General features: G+C 59.4%; 18 protein-coding genes. 12 read left to right on the top strand and 6 right to left on the bottom strand.

Annotated features, from left to right (window positions below):
• Window positions 1–42 precede the first annotated feature (42 nt).
• Both ACP7EE_RS03635 and ACP7EE_RS03630 read left to right on the top strand, forming a co-directional pair.
• A complete protein-coding gene (locus tag ACP7EE_RS03635) occupies window positions 43–915 on the top strand; it encodes a Tim44 domain-containing protein (protein WP_426203419.1) in 873 nt (290 codons plus the stop codon).
• Window positions 916–1052: 137 nt separating this feature from the next.
• Entirely contained in the window at window positions 1053–1460 is a 408-nt protein-coding gene (locus ACP7EE_RS03630; RefSeq protein WP_003187120.1) for an SMI1/KNR4 family protein, read from the top strand.
• A 22-nt stretch (window positions 1461–1482) separates the two neighbouring features.
• On the opposite strand, the gene ACP7EE_RS03625 is transcribed toward ACP7EE_RS03630, so the two are convergent.
• A complete protein-coding gene (locus ACP7EE_RS03625; RefSeq protein ID WP_426233557.1) occupies window positions 1483–3246 on the bottom strand; it encodes a cation:proton antiporter in 1764 nt (587 codons plus the stop codon).
• Between the two features lie 283 nt (window positions 3247–3529).
• Between ACP7EE_RS03625 and ACP7EE_RS03620 the strand changes: the two genes are divergently transcribed.
• A complete protein-coding gene (locus ACP7EE_RS03620; protein ID WP_420649343.1) occupies window positions 3530–4012 on the top strand; it encodes an acyl-CoA thioesterase in 483 nt (160 codons plus the stop codon).
• A 131-nt stretch (window positions 4013–4143) separates the two neighbouring features.
• On the opposite strand, the gene pdxY is transcribed toward ACP7EE_RS03620, so the two are convergent.
• Complete coding sequence (gene pdxY / locus ACP7EE_RS03615) at window positions 4144–5016, bottom strand: pyridoxal kinase PdxY (RefSeq protein ID WP_426233555.1); 873 nt, start codon at window positions 5014–5016, stop codon at window positions 4144–4146.
• Between the two features lie 117 nt (window positions 5017–5133).
• On the opposite strand from pdxY, the gene ACP7EE_RS03610 reads away from it, so the two are divergent.
• A complete protein-coding gene (locus ACP7EE_RS03610) occupies window positions 5134–5547 on the top strand; it encodes a DUF3301 domain-containing protein (protein WP_426233553.1) in 414 nt (137 codons plus the stop codon).
• 1 nt (window position 5548) lies between these two features.
• Here ACP7EE_RS03610 and ACP7EE_RS03605 read toward each other — a convergent pair whose 3' ends face one another.
• The gene (locus tag ACP7EE_RS03605) at window positions 5549–6520 is read right to left on the bottom strand and encodes a CobW family GTP-binding protein (protein ID WP_426233551.1); all 972 of its coding nucleotides are present in this window, start codon (window positions 6518–6520) and stop codon (window positions 5549–5551) included.
• Window positions 6521–6545: 25 nt separating this feature from the next.
• On the opposite strand from ACP7EE_RS03605, the gene ACP7EE_RS03600 reads away from it, so the two are divergent.
• The gene (locus ACP7EE_RS03600; protein ID WP_426233549.1) at window positions 6546–6902 is read left to right on the top strand and encodes an NADH:ubiquinone oxidoreductase; all 357 of its coding nucleotides are present in this window, start codon (window positions 6546–6548) and stop codon (window positions 6900–6902) included.
• Between the two features lie 4 nt (window positions 6903–6906).
• On the opposite strand, the gene ACP7EE_RS03595 is transcribed toward ACP7EE_RS03600, so the two are convergent.
• Entirely contained in the window at window positions 6907–7557 is a 651-nt protein-coding gene (locus ACP7EE_RS03595; protein ID WP_426233547.1) for a DUF1826 domain-containing protein, read from the bottom strand.
• Entirely contained in the window at window positions 7557–8762 is a 1206-nt protein-coding gene (zigA, locus tag ACP7EE_RS03590) for a zinc metallochaperone GTPase ZigA (RefSeq protein WP_426233545.1), read from the bottom strand. Before zigA ends, ACP7EE_RS03595 begins: the two co-directional genes overlap by 1 nt.
• 144 nt (window positions 8763–8906) lie before the next feature.
• Between zigA and folE2 the strand changes: the two genes are divergently transcribed.
• From folE2 to ACP7EE_RS03560, 6 genes are read left to right on the top strand one after another with little or no spacing between them, the layout of a single operon-like run.
• Window positions 8907–9803, top strand: a complete 897-nt coding sequence (gene folE2, locus ACP7EE_RS03585; RefSeq protein WP_426233543.1) for a GTP cyclohydrolase FolE2 — start codon at window positions 8907–8909, stop codon at window positions 9801–9803.
• A complete protein-coding gene (locus tag ACP7EE_RS03580) occupies window positions 9800–10468 on the top strand; it encodes a metal ABC transporter ATP-binding protein (protein WP_426233541.1) in 669 nt (222 codons plus the stop codon). The genes folE2 and ACP7EE_RS03580 overlap by 4 nt, the downstream gene beginning before the upstream one ends.
• A complete protein-coding gene (locus ACP7EE_RS03575; protein WP_426203439.1) occupies window positions 10468–11334 on the top strand; it encodes a metal ABC transporter permease in 867 nt (288 codons plus the stop codon). Before ACP7EE_RS03580 ends, ACP7EE_RS03575 begins: the two co-directional genes overlap by 1 nt.
• An 11-nt stretch (window positions 11335–11345) precedes the next feature.
• Entirely contained in the window at window positions 11346–12221 is an 876-nt protein-coding gene (locus ACP7EE_RS03570; protein WP_426233538.1) for a metal ABC transporter substrate-binding protein, read from the top strand.
• Window positions 12218–12778 carry a carbonate dehydratase gene (locus ACP7EE_RS03565; RefSeq protein WP_420649354.1) on the top strand — a complete coding sequence of 187 codons (561 nt, stop codon included), beginning with the start codon at window positions 12218–12220 and terminating at the stop codon, window positions 12776–12778. The genes ACP7EE_RS03570 and ACP7EE_RS03565 overlap by 4 nt, the downstream gene beginning before the upstream one ends.
• A gap of 3 nt (window positions 12779–12781) precedes the next feature.
• Entirely contained in the window at window positions 12782–14113 is a 1332-nt protein-coding gene (locus ACP7EE_RS03560; RefSeq protein WP_426233536.1) for a dihydroorotase, read from the top strand.
• A 76-nt stretch (window positions 14114–14189) separates the two neighbouring features.
• Here the strand turns inward: ACP7EE_RS03560 and ACP7EE_RS03555 are convergent, their stop codons facing one another.
• The gene (locus ACP7EE_RS03555; RefSeq protein WP_420649356.1) at window positions 14190–14708 is read right to left on the bottom strand and encodes a DUF3617 domain-containing protein; all 519 of its coding nucleotides are present in this window, start codon (window positions 14706–14708) and stop codon (window positions 14190–14192) included.
• A 145-nt stretch (window positions 14709–14853) separates the two neighbouring features.
• On the opposite strand from ACP7EE_RS03555, the gene cls reads away from it, so the two are divergent.
• Complete coding sequence (cls, locus tag ACP7EE_RS03550; protein WP_426233534.1) at window positions 14854–16293, top strand: cardiolipin synthase; 1440 nt, start codon at window positions 14854–14856, stop codon at window positions 16291–16293.
• The last annotated feature ends 2 nt before the right edge of the window (window positions 16294–16295 follow it).

Raw genomic sequence — 16295 nt, 5'->3', positions numbered from 1 at the left:
TGTGCAACATGACGCGCATGTCTCACTAAACGGGAATTCCGTATGAAACGTTTTCTTAGCATCGCCATGGCGTTGTGTATCGGCCTGACGATGAGCCTCGATGCCAATGCAAAGCGCTTTGGTGGTGGCAAAAGCGCCGGCGCTGCGCCGACGCACCAGACCAGCCAAATGGCTCCTTCTTCTGCTGCGGGCGGCGCTGCTGCCACCGCTGGTGCTGCCGGTGCCGCGGGCGCTGCAGCCAAGGCTGGCGGTGCTTCGCGCTGGCTCGGCCCTCTGGCCGGCATCGCCGCCGGTGGCCTGCTTGCGTCCATGTTCATGGGCGACGGTTTCCAGGGCATGCAGATTTTCGACATCCTGATCATGGCCTTGATCGCGTTCGTGATCTTCCGCTTTATTGCCGCCCGTCGCCGCAAGCAGCAGGAGCATCTGGCTCCGGCCGGCGCGCCGATGCAGCGTGAAACCTTCGAGCAGAAGCCAGCAGGCATGGGTTCGATCTTTGGTGGTTCGGCTGCACCGGCTGCCGCCCGTCCGGTAATCAACGCTCCGGCGTGGTTCAACGAGCAGCGCTTTATCGAAGCCGCCCGTAACCACTTCCAGTCGCTGCAGCAGCACTGGGACGCCAACGAAATGGACAAGATTGCCGAGTTCGTGACGCCGCAACTGCTTGAGTTCCTCAAGCGCGAGCGTGCAGATCTGGGCGACGGCTTCCAGTCGACCTACATCGACAACCTCCAGGTTCAACTGGACGGCGTGGATGACCGTGCGGACAAGACCATCGCCACCCTGACCTTCAGCGGCGTGTCGAAAACCTCGCGTTTCGACCAGGGCGAAGTGTTCAGCGAAAGCTGGAACATGGAACGTCCGCAGGGCGAAAACCAGCCTTGGCTGGTGGCCGGTATCCGCCAGAACGGCTGATACCCTCTGCGTTAAGTATGTTGTAACGAAAACCCCAGCCTCGGCTGGGGTTTTCTATTTCGCGGTTGCATCTATAGCGAGCTACTGTATAAACCGCCCCATATAAACCGCGCCATACAAGCAAGAGGATCCCGGACGTGGAAGAAATCATCGAACAACTGCGTGAAGCCAACGAACCGGTACCGGTCCCCTTGGAGCTGCCAGACGAAGATCTGCTGGTAGAAATCGAAGAACAGCTGTTCATCGACATCCCGTTTGTCTTCAGAGAATTTTTGCTGACCGTCAGCGACGTGGTCTACGGCAGCCTGGAGCCGGTAACCGTCACCGATCCGCAATCGCATACCTATCTGCCGGACGTGGCCGCCAATGCATGGGACGCCGGGGTTGATCGCAGTCTGATCCCGATCTGTCAGGACGGCGACGATTACTACTGCGTCGAAGAAGACGGCACCGTGGTGTTGTGGCAGGCCGAAGAAGAACTGATTGCCGAAGAAACCTGGGAATCGGTCTGGCATTGGGCGCGGGACGTCTGGCTGGAAAGCTGATCGGCCAATCGCCCTCGGATGGTCAGTGCCCCGACGGCTCTTTGTGGTTGTCGAGCGACTCCAGCAAGGCCACCTGCATCCGCGTGTGCACGCGGATGAACCAGCGCCACAGCAGCGCCGCCACGGCGGCAGCGACCACGGCGACCAGCACCAGCAACTTGTTGGTCGGCAAGATACTGGCCGACAAGGCTGCCAACAGCAGGAAAATCACCAGCAGCGAGAGAATCGGGATCACTTCGGCGATCACCCGACGCACTCGCTGCGTGTGACGCCCGGCCATCTCCGGTTTCACGCCCATCTCCGCCAGCAGCATCGACAGCGCTTTAAGCTTGCGGTAGGCCGCGATCAAGAACGGCAACGACAGCAGCAGCGCCCCACCCCAGATCAACGCTTTCTGCCAGCTCGGATCACCAATCCAGTCTTGCAGGTAAGTCGAAATACGCTCGGCGAAGAACGCGCCCGAGAAGAAAATCGCGATCACCAGCGCCAGATTGACCCCGACCTGCAACAGAATCCGCCGGATGATCGATGCGAGCATCGCGCCCTCGCCCTGTGGCTGAATGCTGCGCAGCCATTCGCCATACATACTCAGCACCCGTCCCAAACGCTGCGGCATCGCCGCCGACAGCTTGATTGATAGCGGATCAGCCGCGCGGATCAGGTATGGCGTGAGCAGCGTGGTAATCACCGAAACAGCCACGGCCACCGGATAAAGAAAGTTGCTGGTGACCTGCAGGGTCATGCCCAGTGCAGCGATGATGAAAGAAAATTCGCCAATCTGCGAAAGACCCATGCCGACGCGCAGTGAGGTGCGTCCGTCATTGCCGGCGATAAACGCCCCGAGGCCGCAGGACACCATCTTGCCGAGCACTACGGCTACGGTGATCACGGCGATCGGCCATGCATATTGCAACAGGATCAGCGGATCGAGCATCAGGCCGATGGCGACAAAGAAGATTGCGCTGAACAAATCACGCACCGGCTCGATCAAGCGCTCGATCTTCAGCAGTTGCCGCGACTCGGCCATGATCGCGCCAATCAGAAACGCGCCGAACACCATGCTGTATTCGAGTTTGACCACCAGCAGGCAGAAGCCGAAACACAGGCCGAGCACGGTGATCAGCAGCATCTCGTTGCTTTCGAATTTCGCCACATAGGCCAGCAATCGCGGCACCAGCAGGATGCCGATTACCAGCGCCACAATCATGAACAGCGAGAGTTTGCCGACCGTGGAGAACACTTCGCCGGAACTCACCGTGCCACTGACGGCAATGCTCGACAGCAAGGCGATGATGCCGATGCCGAGGATGTCTTCGACAATCAGCACGCCGAAGATCAACTGCGCGAACCGCTCGTTTTTCATCTTCAGATCGTTAAGCGCTTTGACGATGATGGTGGTCGAGGAAATCGCCAGGATCGCGCCGAGGAACAGCGAATCCATGGTGTTCCAGTCGAACCAGCGGCCGATTTCGTAGCCGATCCAGATCATCAGCACGATTTCGAGGAATGCCGCGATAAACGCCGTGGCGCCAACCTTGAACAGCTTGCGCAGGCTGAACTCCAGACCTAGGCAGAACATCAGGAAGATCACCCCGAGTTCGGCAAGGGTCTTGATGGTTTCTTCGTCGTGGATCAGGCCGAACGGCGGGGTGTGCGGGCCGATAATGAAGCCGGCAACGATGTAGCCGAGCACCACCGGCTGCTTGAAACGGTGGAACAACACGGTCACCACACCTGCGATCAACATGATCACTGCCAGATCCTGGATAAAGCTGATCGCATGCATGGCGTGGGCTCCTTGAGTGACGAGGCGCCCATCAAGACGTCAGAAGAGTCCGGGCGAGCCGAGTAAAAATCCGCTTTTGCTGTGGGAATTGCCCTTGGGCGGGGCTTTCGCAGGGTAACACCGCGACTTCCAGCTGAAAGGCGGTGCAATATATGGAAACAGATCGATCCCGGCGTGACGGCAGCCAGTCGCTTGGCGTCCCGATAACGGTGGTTTTGAAAAAGCGACCAGGCACCCGCAGAGGTGTTCTTCCCGTAATCCTGCCTTGACCCGTGAGAACGTTATGGAACCCGGAAACGCCCAGCTGTCGATGACGGTACTGATGACCCCCGACATGGCCAATTTTTCTGGCAATGTCCACGGCGGCACCCTGCTCAAATACCTCGACGAAGTGGCCTACGCCTGCGCCAGCCGTTATGCCGGTCGCTATGTGGTGACCCTGTCGGTGGATCAGGTGATTTTCCGCGAGCCGATCCATGTCGGCGAACTGGTGACCTTTCTCGCGTCGGTGAACTACACCGGCAACACCTCGATGGAAGTCGGTATCAAAGTGGTGACCGAAAACATCCGCGAGCGCTCGGTGCGCCACACCAACAGCTGCTTCTTCACCATGGTGGCGGTGGATGACCAGCGCAAACCTGCCGTGGTGCCACCGCTACAGCCGCAGAACAGTGAAGACAAGCGTCGTTATATGCAGGCGCAGCAGCGTCGGCAGATTCGCCAGGAACTGGAAAAGCGTTACCAGGAGATCAAGGGCGACGCTTGATGCGTTCACGCCTTTAGATAGCTATCGCGGGCAAGCCCGGCTCCCACAGGTTTTTGTGCTGAATACACAATCGTGTTTCAACAGAGAACCCTGTGGGAGCCGGGCTTGCCCGCGATTGGGGCGACGCGAACTTACAGACTGATCGCCGTCGCTTCGAACTTCACTCGCGGATGCGCAATCCGGTCCTGCGCTCGAATCAGCTGCAACTCGTAACTGGCACACGCCTGAGTCTCCAGCAGCACTTCATGCACTGCCGCAGCGGTGAATTCGAACGCCGCCAACAGGCTGTCACCGAGCAGCACCCGCGCCAGAAACAGCCCGGACGTCAGATCGCCCACGCCCACCGGCTGACGCGGGAACGCCAGCAGCGGACGCCGCAGATGCCAACTGCCCTCGGCGGTCACCAGCAGCATTTCAAAACCATCGGCCGGTTTGCCCGGATAGTCCAGGTGTTTGACCAGCACCGCTTTCGGCCCGCGTGCCAGCAATGCGCGCGCCATGGCCAGGCAATCGAACAGCGACTGCGGTTTGCGCCCGGAGAAGCTGTCCAGCTCCAACTGGTTCGGGCACATGAAATCCGCCACCGCCGCCGCTTCCTCCAGCAGAAAATCACTGACCTCAGCCGGCACGCTGCAACCCTTCTCGGGATGGCCCATCACTGGATCACATAGATACAAGGCCTTGGGATTGACCGCCTTGATCCGCGCCACACCGCCGAGAATCGCCCGCCCCTGCGCCGCGCTGCCGAGATAACCGGACAGCACCGCATCGCAATTACCCAGCTCACCAATCGCGGCAATGCCTTCGACCAGCTCGCCGATCTGCTGCGGCGGCAACACTTCGCCCGCCCACTGACCATATTGGGTGTGGTTGGAAAACTGCACAGTGTTGAGCGGCCAGACATTGACCCCGACCCGCTGCATGGGAAAAACCGCAGCGCTGTTGCCGGCGTGGCCGAACACCACATGGGACTGGATAGCGAGCAGATGAGGCGTACGTTTCATTCGGGTTTTTCCGTAAAACGATTGAAATTCAAGCCGCGCAGTATGCGACGAAACGCAGCCTGTACGACAGACCGGCGACGCAGTTAAGCTGACGCCATCTATTGGAGTTCCTTGTTGATGCTGACCCTGGAAAATATTTTCGTGTTGATGCTGTTCGCCATGGGCGGCGCATGGCTGTGGCACAACCACGGTTTGCGCGAGCGGGCGCTGGAGCGGGTCAAACAGCATTGCGTGAACGCCGGCGTCGAGCTGCTCGACGGTAACGTGGCGCTGAGGAAGATCGGCTTTATCAAGGATGCGCGCGGGCGGCGGCGACTGGCTCGTGTCTACAACTTCGAATTCACCGTGACCGGCGAAACCCGGCATAACGGCACCATCACCCAATTCGGCGCACACAGTGCGCAGATTGAACTGGCGCCCTACCCGGCGCCGTTCGATGACACACCGCCGGTGGTGGAAGTGGCCAAGCCACGGGCGCAGGTGATCGAGCTGAGTCAGTGGCGGCAGGATCACACCAAGTGGAAGCCTTGAGCTAGGAGGCCTGAATCCGGCAGCCAGCCAGTTGTGCCTGTAATTGGTCGACATCCTGCGGACCGCTGAAAATCAGCTCGATTCGCGAATCGCGTCGCCATTCACTGGGCTGCCAATCCCAGTCATCATTGTCTAAAACATTCGCTGAAACCCAACCATGCGGGCTGTGGATAACCAGTTTCGCGCGGCGCCAGCTCGAGGTTTTCAGCCAATCGGTGACACGCGCCGCGTCGAACACCTGACTTGGGTGCCAGCGCCAACCGACACTCCAACCATCCTCTTGTGACTGACTCAGAAAAATCGGCTGCGTTGACTCACTCCAGACGGCCGGCATCTGCGCCAGTCCTTTGGGCATGACGAAGTTATCGACACCTTCGACGCCCTGTACTGCCAGCCCAGGCAACTCGCTCAATGGCAGCTCAGCGTGTTGCGTCCAGATCAACTTGCGCGGTGGCAACTGCCTGGCAATCTGCTCGCGGGCGTTCTGATCGAGATTTTCTGCCTTGTTCAGCAGCAGCAAACCGGCACTGGCCAAAGCCTGTTGTTGCGCTGCTGGCAACGGTTTGCCCGCCGCCAGCGCTTGGGCATCCAGCACCAGCAAACACGGCTGCACTGCCAATACGCCTAGCCATGGCGCCTCATTCAATTGCCTGAGCAATTGCGCCGGATGCCCCAGCCCGGACGGCTCAATGAACAGCCGATCCGGCCTGGCCTTGCGCAACAAGCGTCCAAGCCCGATCTGAAACGGCGCACCATTCACGCAACACAAACACCCCCCGGCCACTTCGCCCAGTGCGATACCATCGGCGTCGCTGGTCAGCAGTGCGGCGTCGAGGCCGATCTGACCGAACTCGTTAATCAGCACCGCCCAGCGTTCGCCCTTCGGCCGCTGGGCCATGAGCTGGCGGATCAGACTGGTCTTGCCGGCGCCCAACGGCCCGGCGATGACGTGGGTAGGAATGTTCTGCAACATGATTGAGGCTTTCTGGAGGTTGAAGATGCGGTGGATGGGATGCTCATTGCTGTTGGCACTGATGTCGGGCGAGGCCTTGGCGCAAGCGTGCGTGGTGCACAGCCAGGCCGAGCGACTCGACGTGAAAGTCTGCCAGCAGAACCGCAACATCCCGGAAGAACTTTTCAGCGGCGGCTTCTGCAAACCCGCTTTGGCCGGGCAAAAGGTCGACGTGCAGTACGTCGACCATTGTCCGAGCGGGGCTTTCGGCGTGTGCAGCAACGCGCAAGTCGCCAATATGCCTTATCGCCAGGATATCCACTATTACGGCATAGCCACGGACGCGGCGTATTTGCAGCCGTACTGCGAGGCGCAAAGCCAGGGCAAATGGCTCAAGCCTTGAGGCGTTAGCCGAGCCAATCGAGGGTGAGTATCAGCCGCCTTTCGCCCGGCGCCGGTTGTGGCGAGCGGTGGATCAGACCGAAACCTTCGTTGCCGCTCCATTTTTCGCCTTTGAGCAACGCCACTTCGCCGCTGGCCAGTTGTTGGATCTGTGATTTTTCCTGCGGTTCGCTCAACGGTTTTCCCAGTTGCCGGCGATCCATCGCGCCTTCTTTCAGCCACTCGCTGCCGATGCCGGCATAGGTGGTGATCAGCCGCACCGGTACATGGTCGACGTGGAAGCGCGGACACATCGCCGCATCCAAGACCCGCAGGCGCAACCCGATGCGTCGCGCACCGAGCAGACAAGCGAAGGCGCTGACCAGCCATTTCAGATCCGCGATAAAACCTTCGTAGCCTTCAAGCTCGCGCAATCCGGTGACCAGACTCGTAAGATCCGGCTCAGCGTCTTCATCAGCCAATTCCAGGTGCAGCGACTCGGCATAAGGCTGGTGGAGCGACAGTAACAGGTTGGCGAAGTCGCTGATGTGCAACGGCAATTGACGCTGCCAGACCGCGAGATTCACTTCATCTTCAAGGATTCGCGCCAAGGCTTGGGGGCCTCGGCCGTGATGCTGATGGCGCGTTGTGGATTGCAGCGGTTTCAGGGCGAGCATCAGGCAGCCTCTTCGTGCCAAGGGCCGAACGGGTCGGGCAGCGCTTGCCAGCCTTGCGTGCCGAGCGCCATTTCCTCAGCCGTGAGCAAGCAGCTGTCGAGTTCCGACGCGAGCTGCAGGAAATCGATGTTCTGACCGATGAACACCAATTCCTGGCGGCAATCTCCGACATCGCTCGTCCAGTTTTCCATGATCGCCGCGGTGTTTTCCTCGTCTTGCGGCCATTGATCTTTTGGCACGAAGCGCCACCAGCGTCCGGCAAAACCATGACGCATCAAGCCGCCGGCCTGCGACCAGCTGCCGGCATCCTGCGGTTTACTCGCGAGCCAGAAGAAGCCTTTCGAACGCAGCAATTTGCCATTCAGCCACGGGCGGTCGATGAAACTGAAAAAACGCTGCGGGTGAAATGGACGGCGTGCGCGGTAAGCAAATGACGCGATGCCGTATTCGTCAGTTTCCGCGACATGCTCACCGCGTAGCTCCTGCAACCAGCCCGGTGCCTGGGCTGCCTTTTCGAAGTCGAAGCGGCCGGTATTGAGGATTTTCTCCAGCGGCACTTCGCCCATGACCATCGGGATGATTTCGGCATGGGCATTTAGACGTTTGAGGATAGCGGTGAGCTCTTCCCTATCACGCCGGCTGATCAAGTCGATCTTGCTGATCAGCAGGACGTCGGCGAATTCGATTTGCTCGATCAGCAGATCGGTAATGGAGCGCTCGTCTTCTTCACCGAGTGTTTCCCCGCGAGACGCGAGACTTTCCGCTGCCTGGTAATCAAGCAGGAAGTTCATGCCATCAACCACAGTGACCATGGTGTCGAGACGGGCGATGTCGGCCAGACTCTGGCCGTGCTCATCACGGAAAGTGAAGGTCTCGGCGACTGGCATGGGTTCGGCGATGCCGGTCGACTCAATCAGCAGATAGTCGAAACGTCCTTCGCCGGCGAGCTTGCTGACCTCCTCCAGCAAGTCCTCGCGTAACGTACAGCAGATACAGCCGTTACTCATCTCGACCAGTTTTTCTTCTGCACGATTCAGGCTGACATCACGCTGAACTTCGCTGCCATCGATGTTGATCTCGCTCATATCGTTGACGATGACGGCTACGCGCAGATTGTCGCGATTACGTAGTACGTAATTCAGAAGTGTACTTTTTCCGGCGCCGAGAAAGCCGGATAAAACGGTCACTGGAAGTGGGATAGGCAAGGGGGTAATCCTTATCAGGCAGTCGCCAAATCAACGCCCGCTCAACCAGCGCTTGCGTCGATGAAAGCTTGTTCATGAAAAATTGGTCGTTGATTGTATTGTTATAATGTAACATCAATTTCAATCATCACAACGGACCAAATCATGAATGCGCTGACGCTGCCGGATATCGCCGCGCAAGCCGTTCGCCAAGCGTTACCCCTTGAATGGGTGGGAATGCATGGCATCGCCTTGCCTGTTTTAATCGAAGGCCAGCGTTTAGCTGCCAAGGTGGATGCAGGCGTCAGTCTCGATAATGGCGAAGCGCGCGGAATTCACATGTCGCGCTTGTATCTGGCGCTGGAGAAACTGGAACAGTGCAGTCTTACGCCCGGGCTTTTACGTGAGGTCTTGCAGCGCTTTCTCGACACACATACCGATCTGTCGAATAACGCCTACCTCAACATTCACACAAGTTTGCTGCTGAAACGTCCTGCTCTGATCAGTCCTCTGAGCGGATGGAAAGCCTATCCCGTCAGCATCGCAGCCGTTCTGAAAAACCAGATGTTCCACGTGGAACTCACAATTGGCGTGGAATATTCCTCAACTTGCCCTTGCTCAGCGGCGTTAGCAAGACAGCTTATTCAACAGCAATTCGTCGACGATTTCGCCAACCAGTCGCTGGAGCACGCGGACGTTTTGGCTTGGCTCGGCTCGACTCAGGGCATTGTCGCCACCCCTCACAGCCAACGCAGCACTGCGCAAATTCATGTGCATCTGGAAGATTTCGTCGATGAACTGCCGCTGACTGCAATCATCAACGACGCCGAAGCCGCGCTAGGCACCGCCGTGCAGACCGCAGTTAAGCGCGCCGATGAACAAGCCTTCGCCCTCGCCAACGGCCAGAACCTGATGTTCTGCGAAGACGCCGCGCGCCGGCTGAATCTTGCCTTGCGGCGATCACCCGGAATCAGCGAATTCCACGTACGAGTGATCCACGCCGAAAGCCTGCACGCCCATGACGCAGTTGCCGAAACGCATTGGCGCCGGGAGCAAGCATGATCCGCTGCCAAGGTCTGAGCTGGGGTGCGCCCGGCCAACCGCTAACCCCACCCCTGAATCTGCAATTGGAGAGTGGCAGCCTCACCGCCATCGTTGGCGTCAATGGCAGCGGCAAAAGCAGCCTGCTCAAAGTCATCGCCGGTTTGCAGAAACCATTGTCCGGAAAAGTCGCCTTAAGCGTGCCGAGACAAAGCGGTGTGTCATTCCTGCCGCAACAACAGCATCTGGATCGTCAATTCCCGATCAGTCTTGAAGAACTGGTAGCCGCCGGATTCTGGGGGCGCAGACTTTCGACGCAACTTCGAGCACAACGCCTGGCGCAGGCACTCGATGCCTGGCACCTGAGCGGTCTCGAACAACGTCCGTTGATGGCGCTCTCTGGCGGTGAATTGCAACGCGCCCTGCTCGCCCGTCTGAGTCTGGCCGATACGCCTGTGCTGTTGCTCGACGAACCGCATGCGGCACTCGATGAACTCGGTCAGGCTTTGCTCTGGCAGCACCTGCACACATGGCACGAACTAGGTCGGACTTTGGTTGTGGTCTGTCATGACCTCGCCGCCGTGCGCCAACACATACCGCAAACCCTGCTGATCAAAAACAGCGGCTGCGTGTTCGGCAACAGCGCCGAACTGATCCAGCAAACTCCTCACACGCAGGTGGCCTGATGCAGGCCATCGCGCATTTCTGGCAACCGTTCCAGGACTTTGTATTTATGCGCCGCGCCCTGATCGGCGGTCTGGTTCTGGCTTGCAGCACAGCCCCGCTCGGGGTGTTTTTGATACTGCGGCGCATGAGTCTGATCGGCGATGCCGTAGCCCACGGCATCCTGCCTGGCGCTGCGCTCGGCTTCTGGTTCGCCGGACTAAGTCTGCCCGCCCTGACCATCGGAGGCCTCGGCGCCGGGCTAAGCATGGCCGGAATTGCCGCATGGATCACCCGCCGCACTGGCCTGCGCGAAGACGCCAGCCTCGCCGCGATTTACCCGATCTCCCTCGCCAGCGGCGTGCTGATTCTCGGTATAGCCGGCAAGCGCCTGGATCTTCTGCATCTGCTGTTCGGCTCGGCATTGGCCGTCGACGGCCCGACGCTCACCGGCATGTTATGGGTCTCGGCACTCAGCCTGATCGCCATGGCGCTGATCTACAAACCACTGCTGCTCGACACCCTCGACCCACTTTTCCTGCGCACTGTCAGCCGCCTCGGGCCGCTTGCCCACGGCGTGTTTCTGACCTTGGTGGTGCTCAATCTGGTGATCGGCTTTCAAGCCATCGGCGCATTGATGGTGGTCGGATTGATGATGTTGCCCGCCGCCGCATCACGCTTCTGGAGTCGCCATTTGCCGACGCTGATCGCCATCGCCGCATTGATCGGCAGCCTCTCGGTATGGCTCGGACTGCTGCTGTCGTTCTACTACTCACTGCCCAGCGGCCCGGCCATCGTGCTGGTGGCGGGTTGCGCTTATCTGCTGTCCGTAGTGTTCGGCCCGGTGCACGGTTTGCTGCGCCGCCCGCCTTTGCTCACATCCCAATGAGGTGTCTCCCGATGCGCGCTCTACTCGTGCTATTCAGCCTGATGCTGTCGATGTCGTTATCGGCGGCGGAAAAATTACCGGTGGTCACCAGCTTCAGCATCCTCGCTGACATGGTGCAGCAGGTCGGCGGCGAGCATATTCAGATCACCAACATGGTCGGTGCAGATGCCGACGCCCACACCTACGAGCCAACACCGGACGATGCCAAGGCTTTGCTCAAAGCCAGGCTGATCATCAAAAACGGACTCGGATTCGAGCCGTGGCTGGATCGACTGGTGACCAGTACCGAGACCAAAGCCACGGTGATCAATGCCAGCCGAGGCGTGATTCCACGCGCGCTGGATGAGGACGGCGAAACCGTTCCCGACCCGCACGCCTGGCACAACCTGGCGAATGCCGAGCTGTATGTCGCCAACATCACCAAAGCGCTGATCGCCGCTGACCCGGCCAACAAGGCTGATTACGAGCGCAACAGCCAAGCCTATCTGAAACAGATCTACGCCCTGCTCGCCGAGGCCAAAACCAAACTCGGTTCACTGCCGCCGGGCAATCGCAAGATCGTCACCAGCCACGATGCCTTCGGTTATCTCGGGCAGGCGTATGGAATCGACTTCATGGCGCCGCAAGGGCTGTCCACCGAACGCGAGCCATCCGCCAGCGAAGTTGCCGCGCTGATCACGCAGATTCGTCAGGCCAAAGTCAAAGCGGTGTTCATGGAAAACATCAAGGACGCGCGCCTGCTCAAACAGATTGCCGAGGAAAGTGGCGCGCACATTGGCGGCACGCTGTATTCGGATGCGCTCGCCGCCAGCGGCCCGGCCAGCACGTTTACCGGCCTGTTCGAATACAACCTCAACACACTTTACCAAGCACTGAGCCAGCCATGATCCGCAAAAATCCTTCCGGCGATTTGCCGCAGATTGCCGAGTCTGCCTACGTCGACAAAACCGCGATCATCTGCGGCAAAGTCGTCATCGGTGAAAACGTGTTCGTCGGTCCGTATGCGGTAATCCGCGCTGACGAAGTGGATGCCACGGGCGACATGCAGCCGATCACCATCGGTGCCAATTCGAACATTCAGGACGGCGTGGTGATCCACTCCAAATCCGGTGCGGCAGTGACCATCGGCGAGTTCAGCTCCATCGCCCATCGCTCGATCGTGCATGGCCCGTGCGTGGTCGGCGACCGGGTGTTCATCGGCTTCAACAGCGTGTTGTTCAATTGCGTGGTCGGCAACGGTTGCGTGGTGCGGCACAACTCGGTGGTCGATGGCCGCGATTTGCCGGACGCGTTCTACGTACCCTCCACCACCCGCATCGGCCCGGGCACCGACCTTTCGCAATTCCCGCCAGTGAGCGTCAGCGCTTCGGAGTTTTCCGAGGACGTGGCGCGCACCAACGTCGATCTGGTGCGCGGCTACAAAGCCTTGCAGAACGAGTTCTGAATTATGAGCAGTGTGTTGATTCGCAATGCGCGACTGGTGAATGAGGGACGCGAATTCGATGGCGATCTACTGGTCAGCAACGGTCGCATCGTCAAGATCGCGCGCAGCATCGAGGATGAAAATGCCACGCTGGAAATCGATGCCGACGGCCAGTGGCTGCTGCCGGGAATGATCGATGACCAGGTGCATTTTCGTGAACCCGGCGCTCCGGCCAAGGGCAGTATCTACACCGAATCCCGCGCGGCGGTGGCCGGTGGCATCACCAGTTTCATGGACATGCCCAACACCAATCCCGCGACGCTCACACTTGATGCGCTGGCCGATAAAAAGCGGCGCGCGGCGATGAGCTCGGTGGCGAATTACGGCTTTCACTTTGGTGTCAGCCACGACAATCTCGATATCGTCGCCGCGCTCAATCCGTGCGAAGTGGCCGGGGTCAAAGTGTTCATGGGCGCCTCCACCGGCAACATGCTGGTGGACGATCCCAAGACCTTGGAGCGACTGTTCGCCGAGGTGCCGACGATTCTGCTCGCCCATTGTGAACACACGCCGAGCATCGATGCCAATGCCGCGAACCTGCGCGAGTTGTTCGGCGCCCATCTGCCCGCCGCCGCTCACGCGCTGATCCGCAATGCCGAAACCTGCTACCGCTCTTCATCGCTGGCGGTGGATCTGGCCAAGCGTCATGGCACGCGCCTGCATGTTTTGCACCTGACCACGGCGCGCGAACTGCAGTTGTTCGAGGACCAACCGCTGGCGCAGAAACGCATAACCGCCGAAGTCTGCCTGCATCACCTGCTGTTCGATGACCGTGATTACCCAGCCCTCGGCAATCAGATCAAATGCAATCCGGCGATCAAGACCCAGGCTGATCGCGATGCGTTGCGTCAGGCGCTGCTCGGCAATCGAATAGACGTGATAGGCAGCGATCACGCGCCGCATACCTGGGCGGAAAAGCAGCGGCCATATGATCAGGCACCGTCCGGTTTGCCACTGGTGCAACATGCGCTGCCGGCGCTCTTGGAATTGGTGGCAGACGGTGTATTGCCGATCACTACGTTAGTGGCAAAGACCAGTCACCGCGTGGCGGACCTGTTTGCGATTCCGGATCGAGGGTATTTGCGCGAAGGTTATTGGGCGGATCTGGTGTTGGTGCGGCCGCAGATGCTGGAAGTGGATCGACAGCCTATTCTGTCGCAGTGCGGGTGGACGCCGTTTGCTGGACGCAGCTTTCGACATCGAGTGACGACGACGCTGGTATCGGGGCAGATTGCCTGGGATGGCAATCGGGTCAACGATGGGTGTCAGGGCTTACCCTTGCGGTTTATGCGCTGAGCATAGATGTGCAGCCGGCTGGCTCCCCCAAGGGAATACATTCCCCAGGTGGGAGCCAGTCTGCTGGCGATGCTTTTTATGCGCGGGGTTTAACCGTGCCGCAATCCTGACCCAACCACACCGCACGCGTTTCCAGACTGCCCTTCTGCTGAATACCAATCGCATTGAACGTGCCGTTGGCCACCGTGGTGAACTCACGATCACTGAGGAAAGTAGCCACGCCAGTGCCTTGAGCTTTCGGGCAACTGAAACGGAATTTCCACTGGTTGCCGGTGCGGTCGGTGATCTGCTGCTTGCAGCCCGATTGCGGGTCCGCCAACGGAATATCGTCGGTCGCGACCTGCTGCTGCGTCAGGCAGGCACGAATGCCTTTACCGCCGATATTGATGCCCTGCTTCTCCAGCGCTGCGCGCTGCTGCGGGGTCATCTGCCCTTGCAACTGGCCGAGGATCGATTGCACATCCATCGGCTGATCATCGACTTTGACGTTGCTCGATGTCATTTCCCACAACCCCGGCTGCAGCATCTGCGCCTGAGCAATCACCGGTAAAGCCAAACCCAGGCCCAGCGCCAAACCCAGCAGACGAACGTTCATCGAGTAACTCCTGATCAGTAGTGGCCGTTAGACGTCGGCCAATTGTTTCGGTTCATGCCGGGCTTTGCCAGCAGAAACTAAATAGCGACAATCGCCAAGGAACATGGTCTGTTAAGCATTGCATCTTCCGGAGCAAGGTTGCCCCATGGATTATTTTGGACCGCACATTTTCGGTTATCTGATCGCCCTTATACACACCCTGGGTTCAATCGCCGCGATTCATGCGGTGCTGACCGTACGCACCGCGCAAGGCTCGATTGCCTGGGCGCTGTCGCTGGTTTTCATTCCTTACTTCACGCTCATTCCTTATCTGGTGTTCGGCCGCAGCACCTTTGATGGCTACATCAAGGCACGACGCCAGGCCAACGAGCACATGCGTCAGGCGATCTCTGAACTCAACTGGCGGCCATGGGTGGAAGAAGCCCTCGCCGCCCGCGCATCCAGCGCCTACGCATCCTTGCGTGCGATGCCGAAACTCGGGCGCATGCCATGTCTGGCCAACAATGAAGTGCAGTTGCTGATCAATGGCACCGCCACATTCGAGGCGATTTTCGCCGCCATCAATGCCGCGCGCGAAGCCGTACTGATCCAGTTCTTCATCATTCATGACGACCGTCTCGGCCAGCGCCTGCGCGATCTGTTGCTGAAGAAAGCCGCCGAAGGCGTGGCGATCCATCTGCTCTACGACGGCATCGGCAGCCACGCTCTGCCCAAAAGCTATGTGCAAAGCCTGCGCGACGGCGGTGTCGAGGTCAAAGCCTTCGCCACCCGCAGCGGCTGGCTCAATCGCTTTCAAGTGAATTTCCGCAATCACCGCAAGATCGTGGTGGTCGACGGTCTGATCGGCTTCGTCGGCGGGCATAACGTCGGCGACGAGTACCTCGGTGAAAAACCGCCGCTGGCACCGTGGCGCGACACTCATGTACAAGTGCGCGGCCCGGTGGTGGCGTGCATGCAGGAGTCATTCGCCGAGGACTGGTTCTGGGCTGCACGCACGCTGCCGCCACTGATCCTGCCGGACGCTTACCCGGAGGATGGCGTGCTCTGCCAATTGCTCGCCAGCGGCCCGGCGGATGCCTACGAAACCTGTTCACTGTTCTTCGTCGAAGCAATCCACGCAGCCAACGAGCGGGTGTGGATCACCAGCCCCTACTTCATTCCAGACGAAGCGGTATTCGCCGCGATGCGTCTGGCAGTCCTGCGCGGGGTTGATGTGCGCTTGCTGCTGCCGTCGCGCCCCGATCACCGCATCGTCTACGCGGCGTCCAGCCTGTATGCGTTCGAAGCCGTGCGCGCCGGCGTGCGGGTGTTTCGCTACGAGCCAGGTTTCCTGCATCAGAAGGTGGTGTTGATCGACAGCGAAATCAGCGCCATCGGCAGCGCCAATCTGGACAACCGCTCATTCCGGCTGAATTTCGAAGTGATGCTGTTGACGGTCGACAGCGAGTTCGCCGCCAGCGTGGAACACATGCTCAACGCCGACTTTGACCAGGCCTGCGAAATCGCCAAAGACGAAAGCCGGGAACTGCACCGCCTGCAACAACTCGGCATGCGCATCGCCCGGCTGATTTCACCGATTCTCTAACG

It is taken from the genome of Pseudomonas sp. TWP3-2, from assembly GCF_049897765.1.
In the GTDB taxonomy this organism is placed as follows: Bacteria; Pseudomonadota; Gammaproteobacteria; order Pseudomonadales; family Pseudomonadaceae; genus Aquipseudomonas.
The sequence above is the reverse complement of the archived record's forward strand: the minus strand, read 5'-3'. Positions and strand labels throughout refer to the sequence as shown.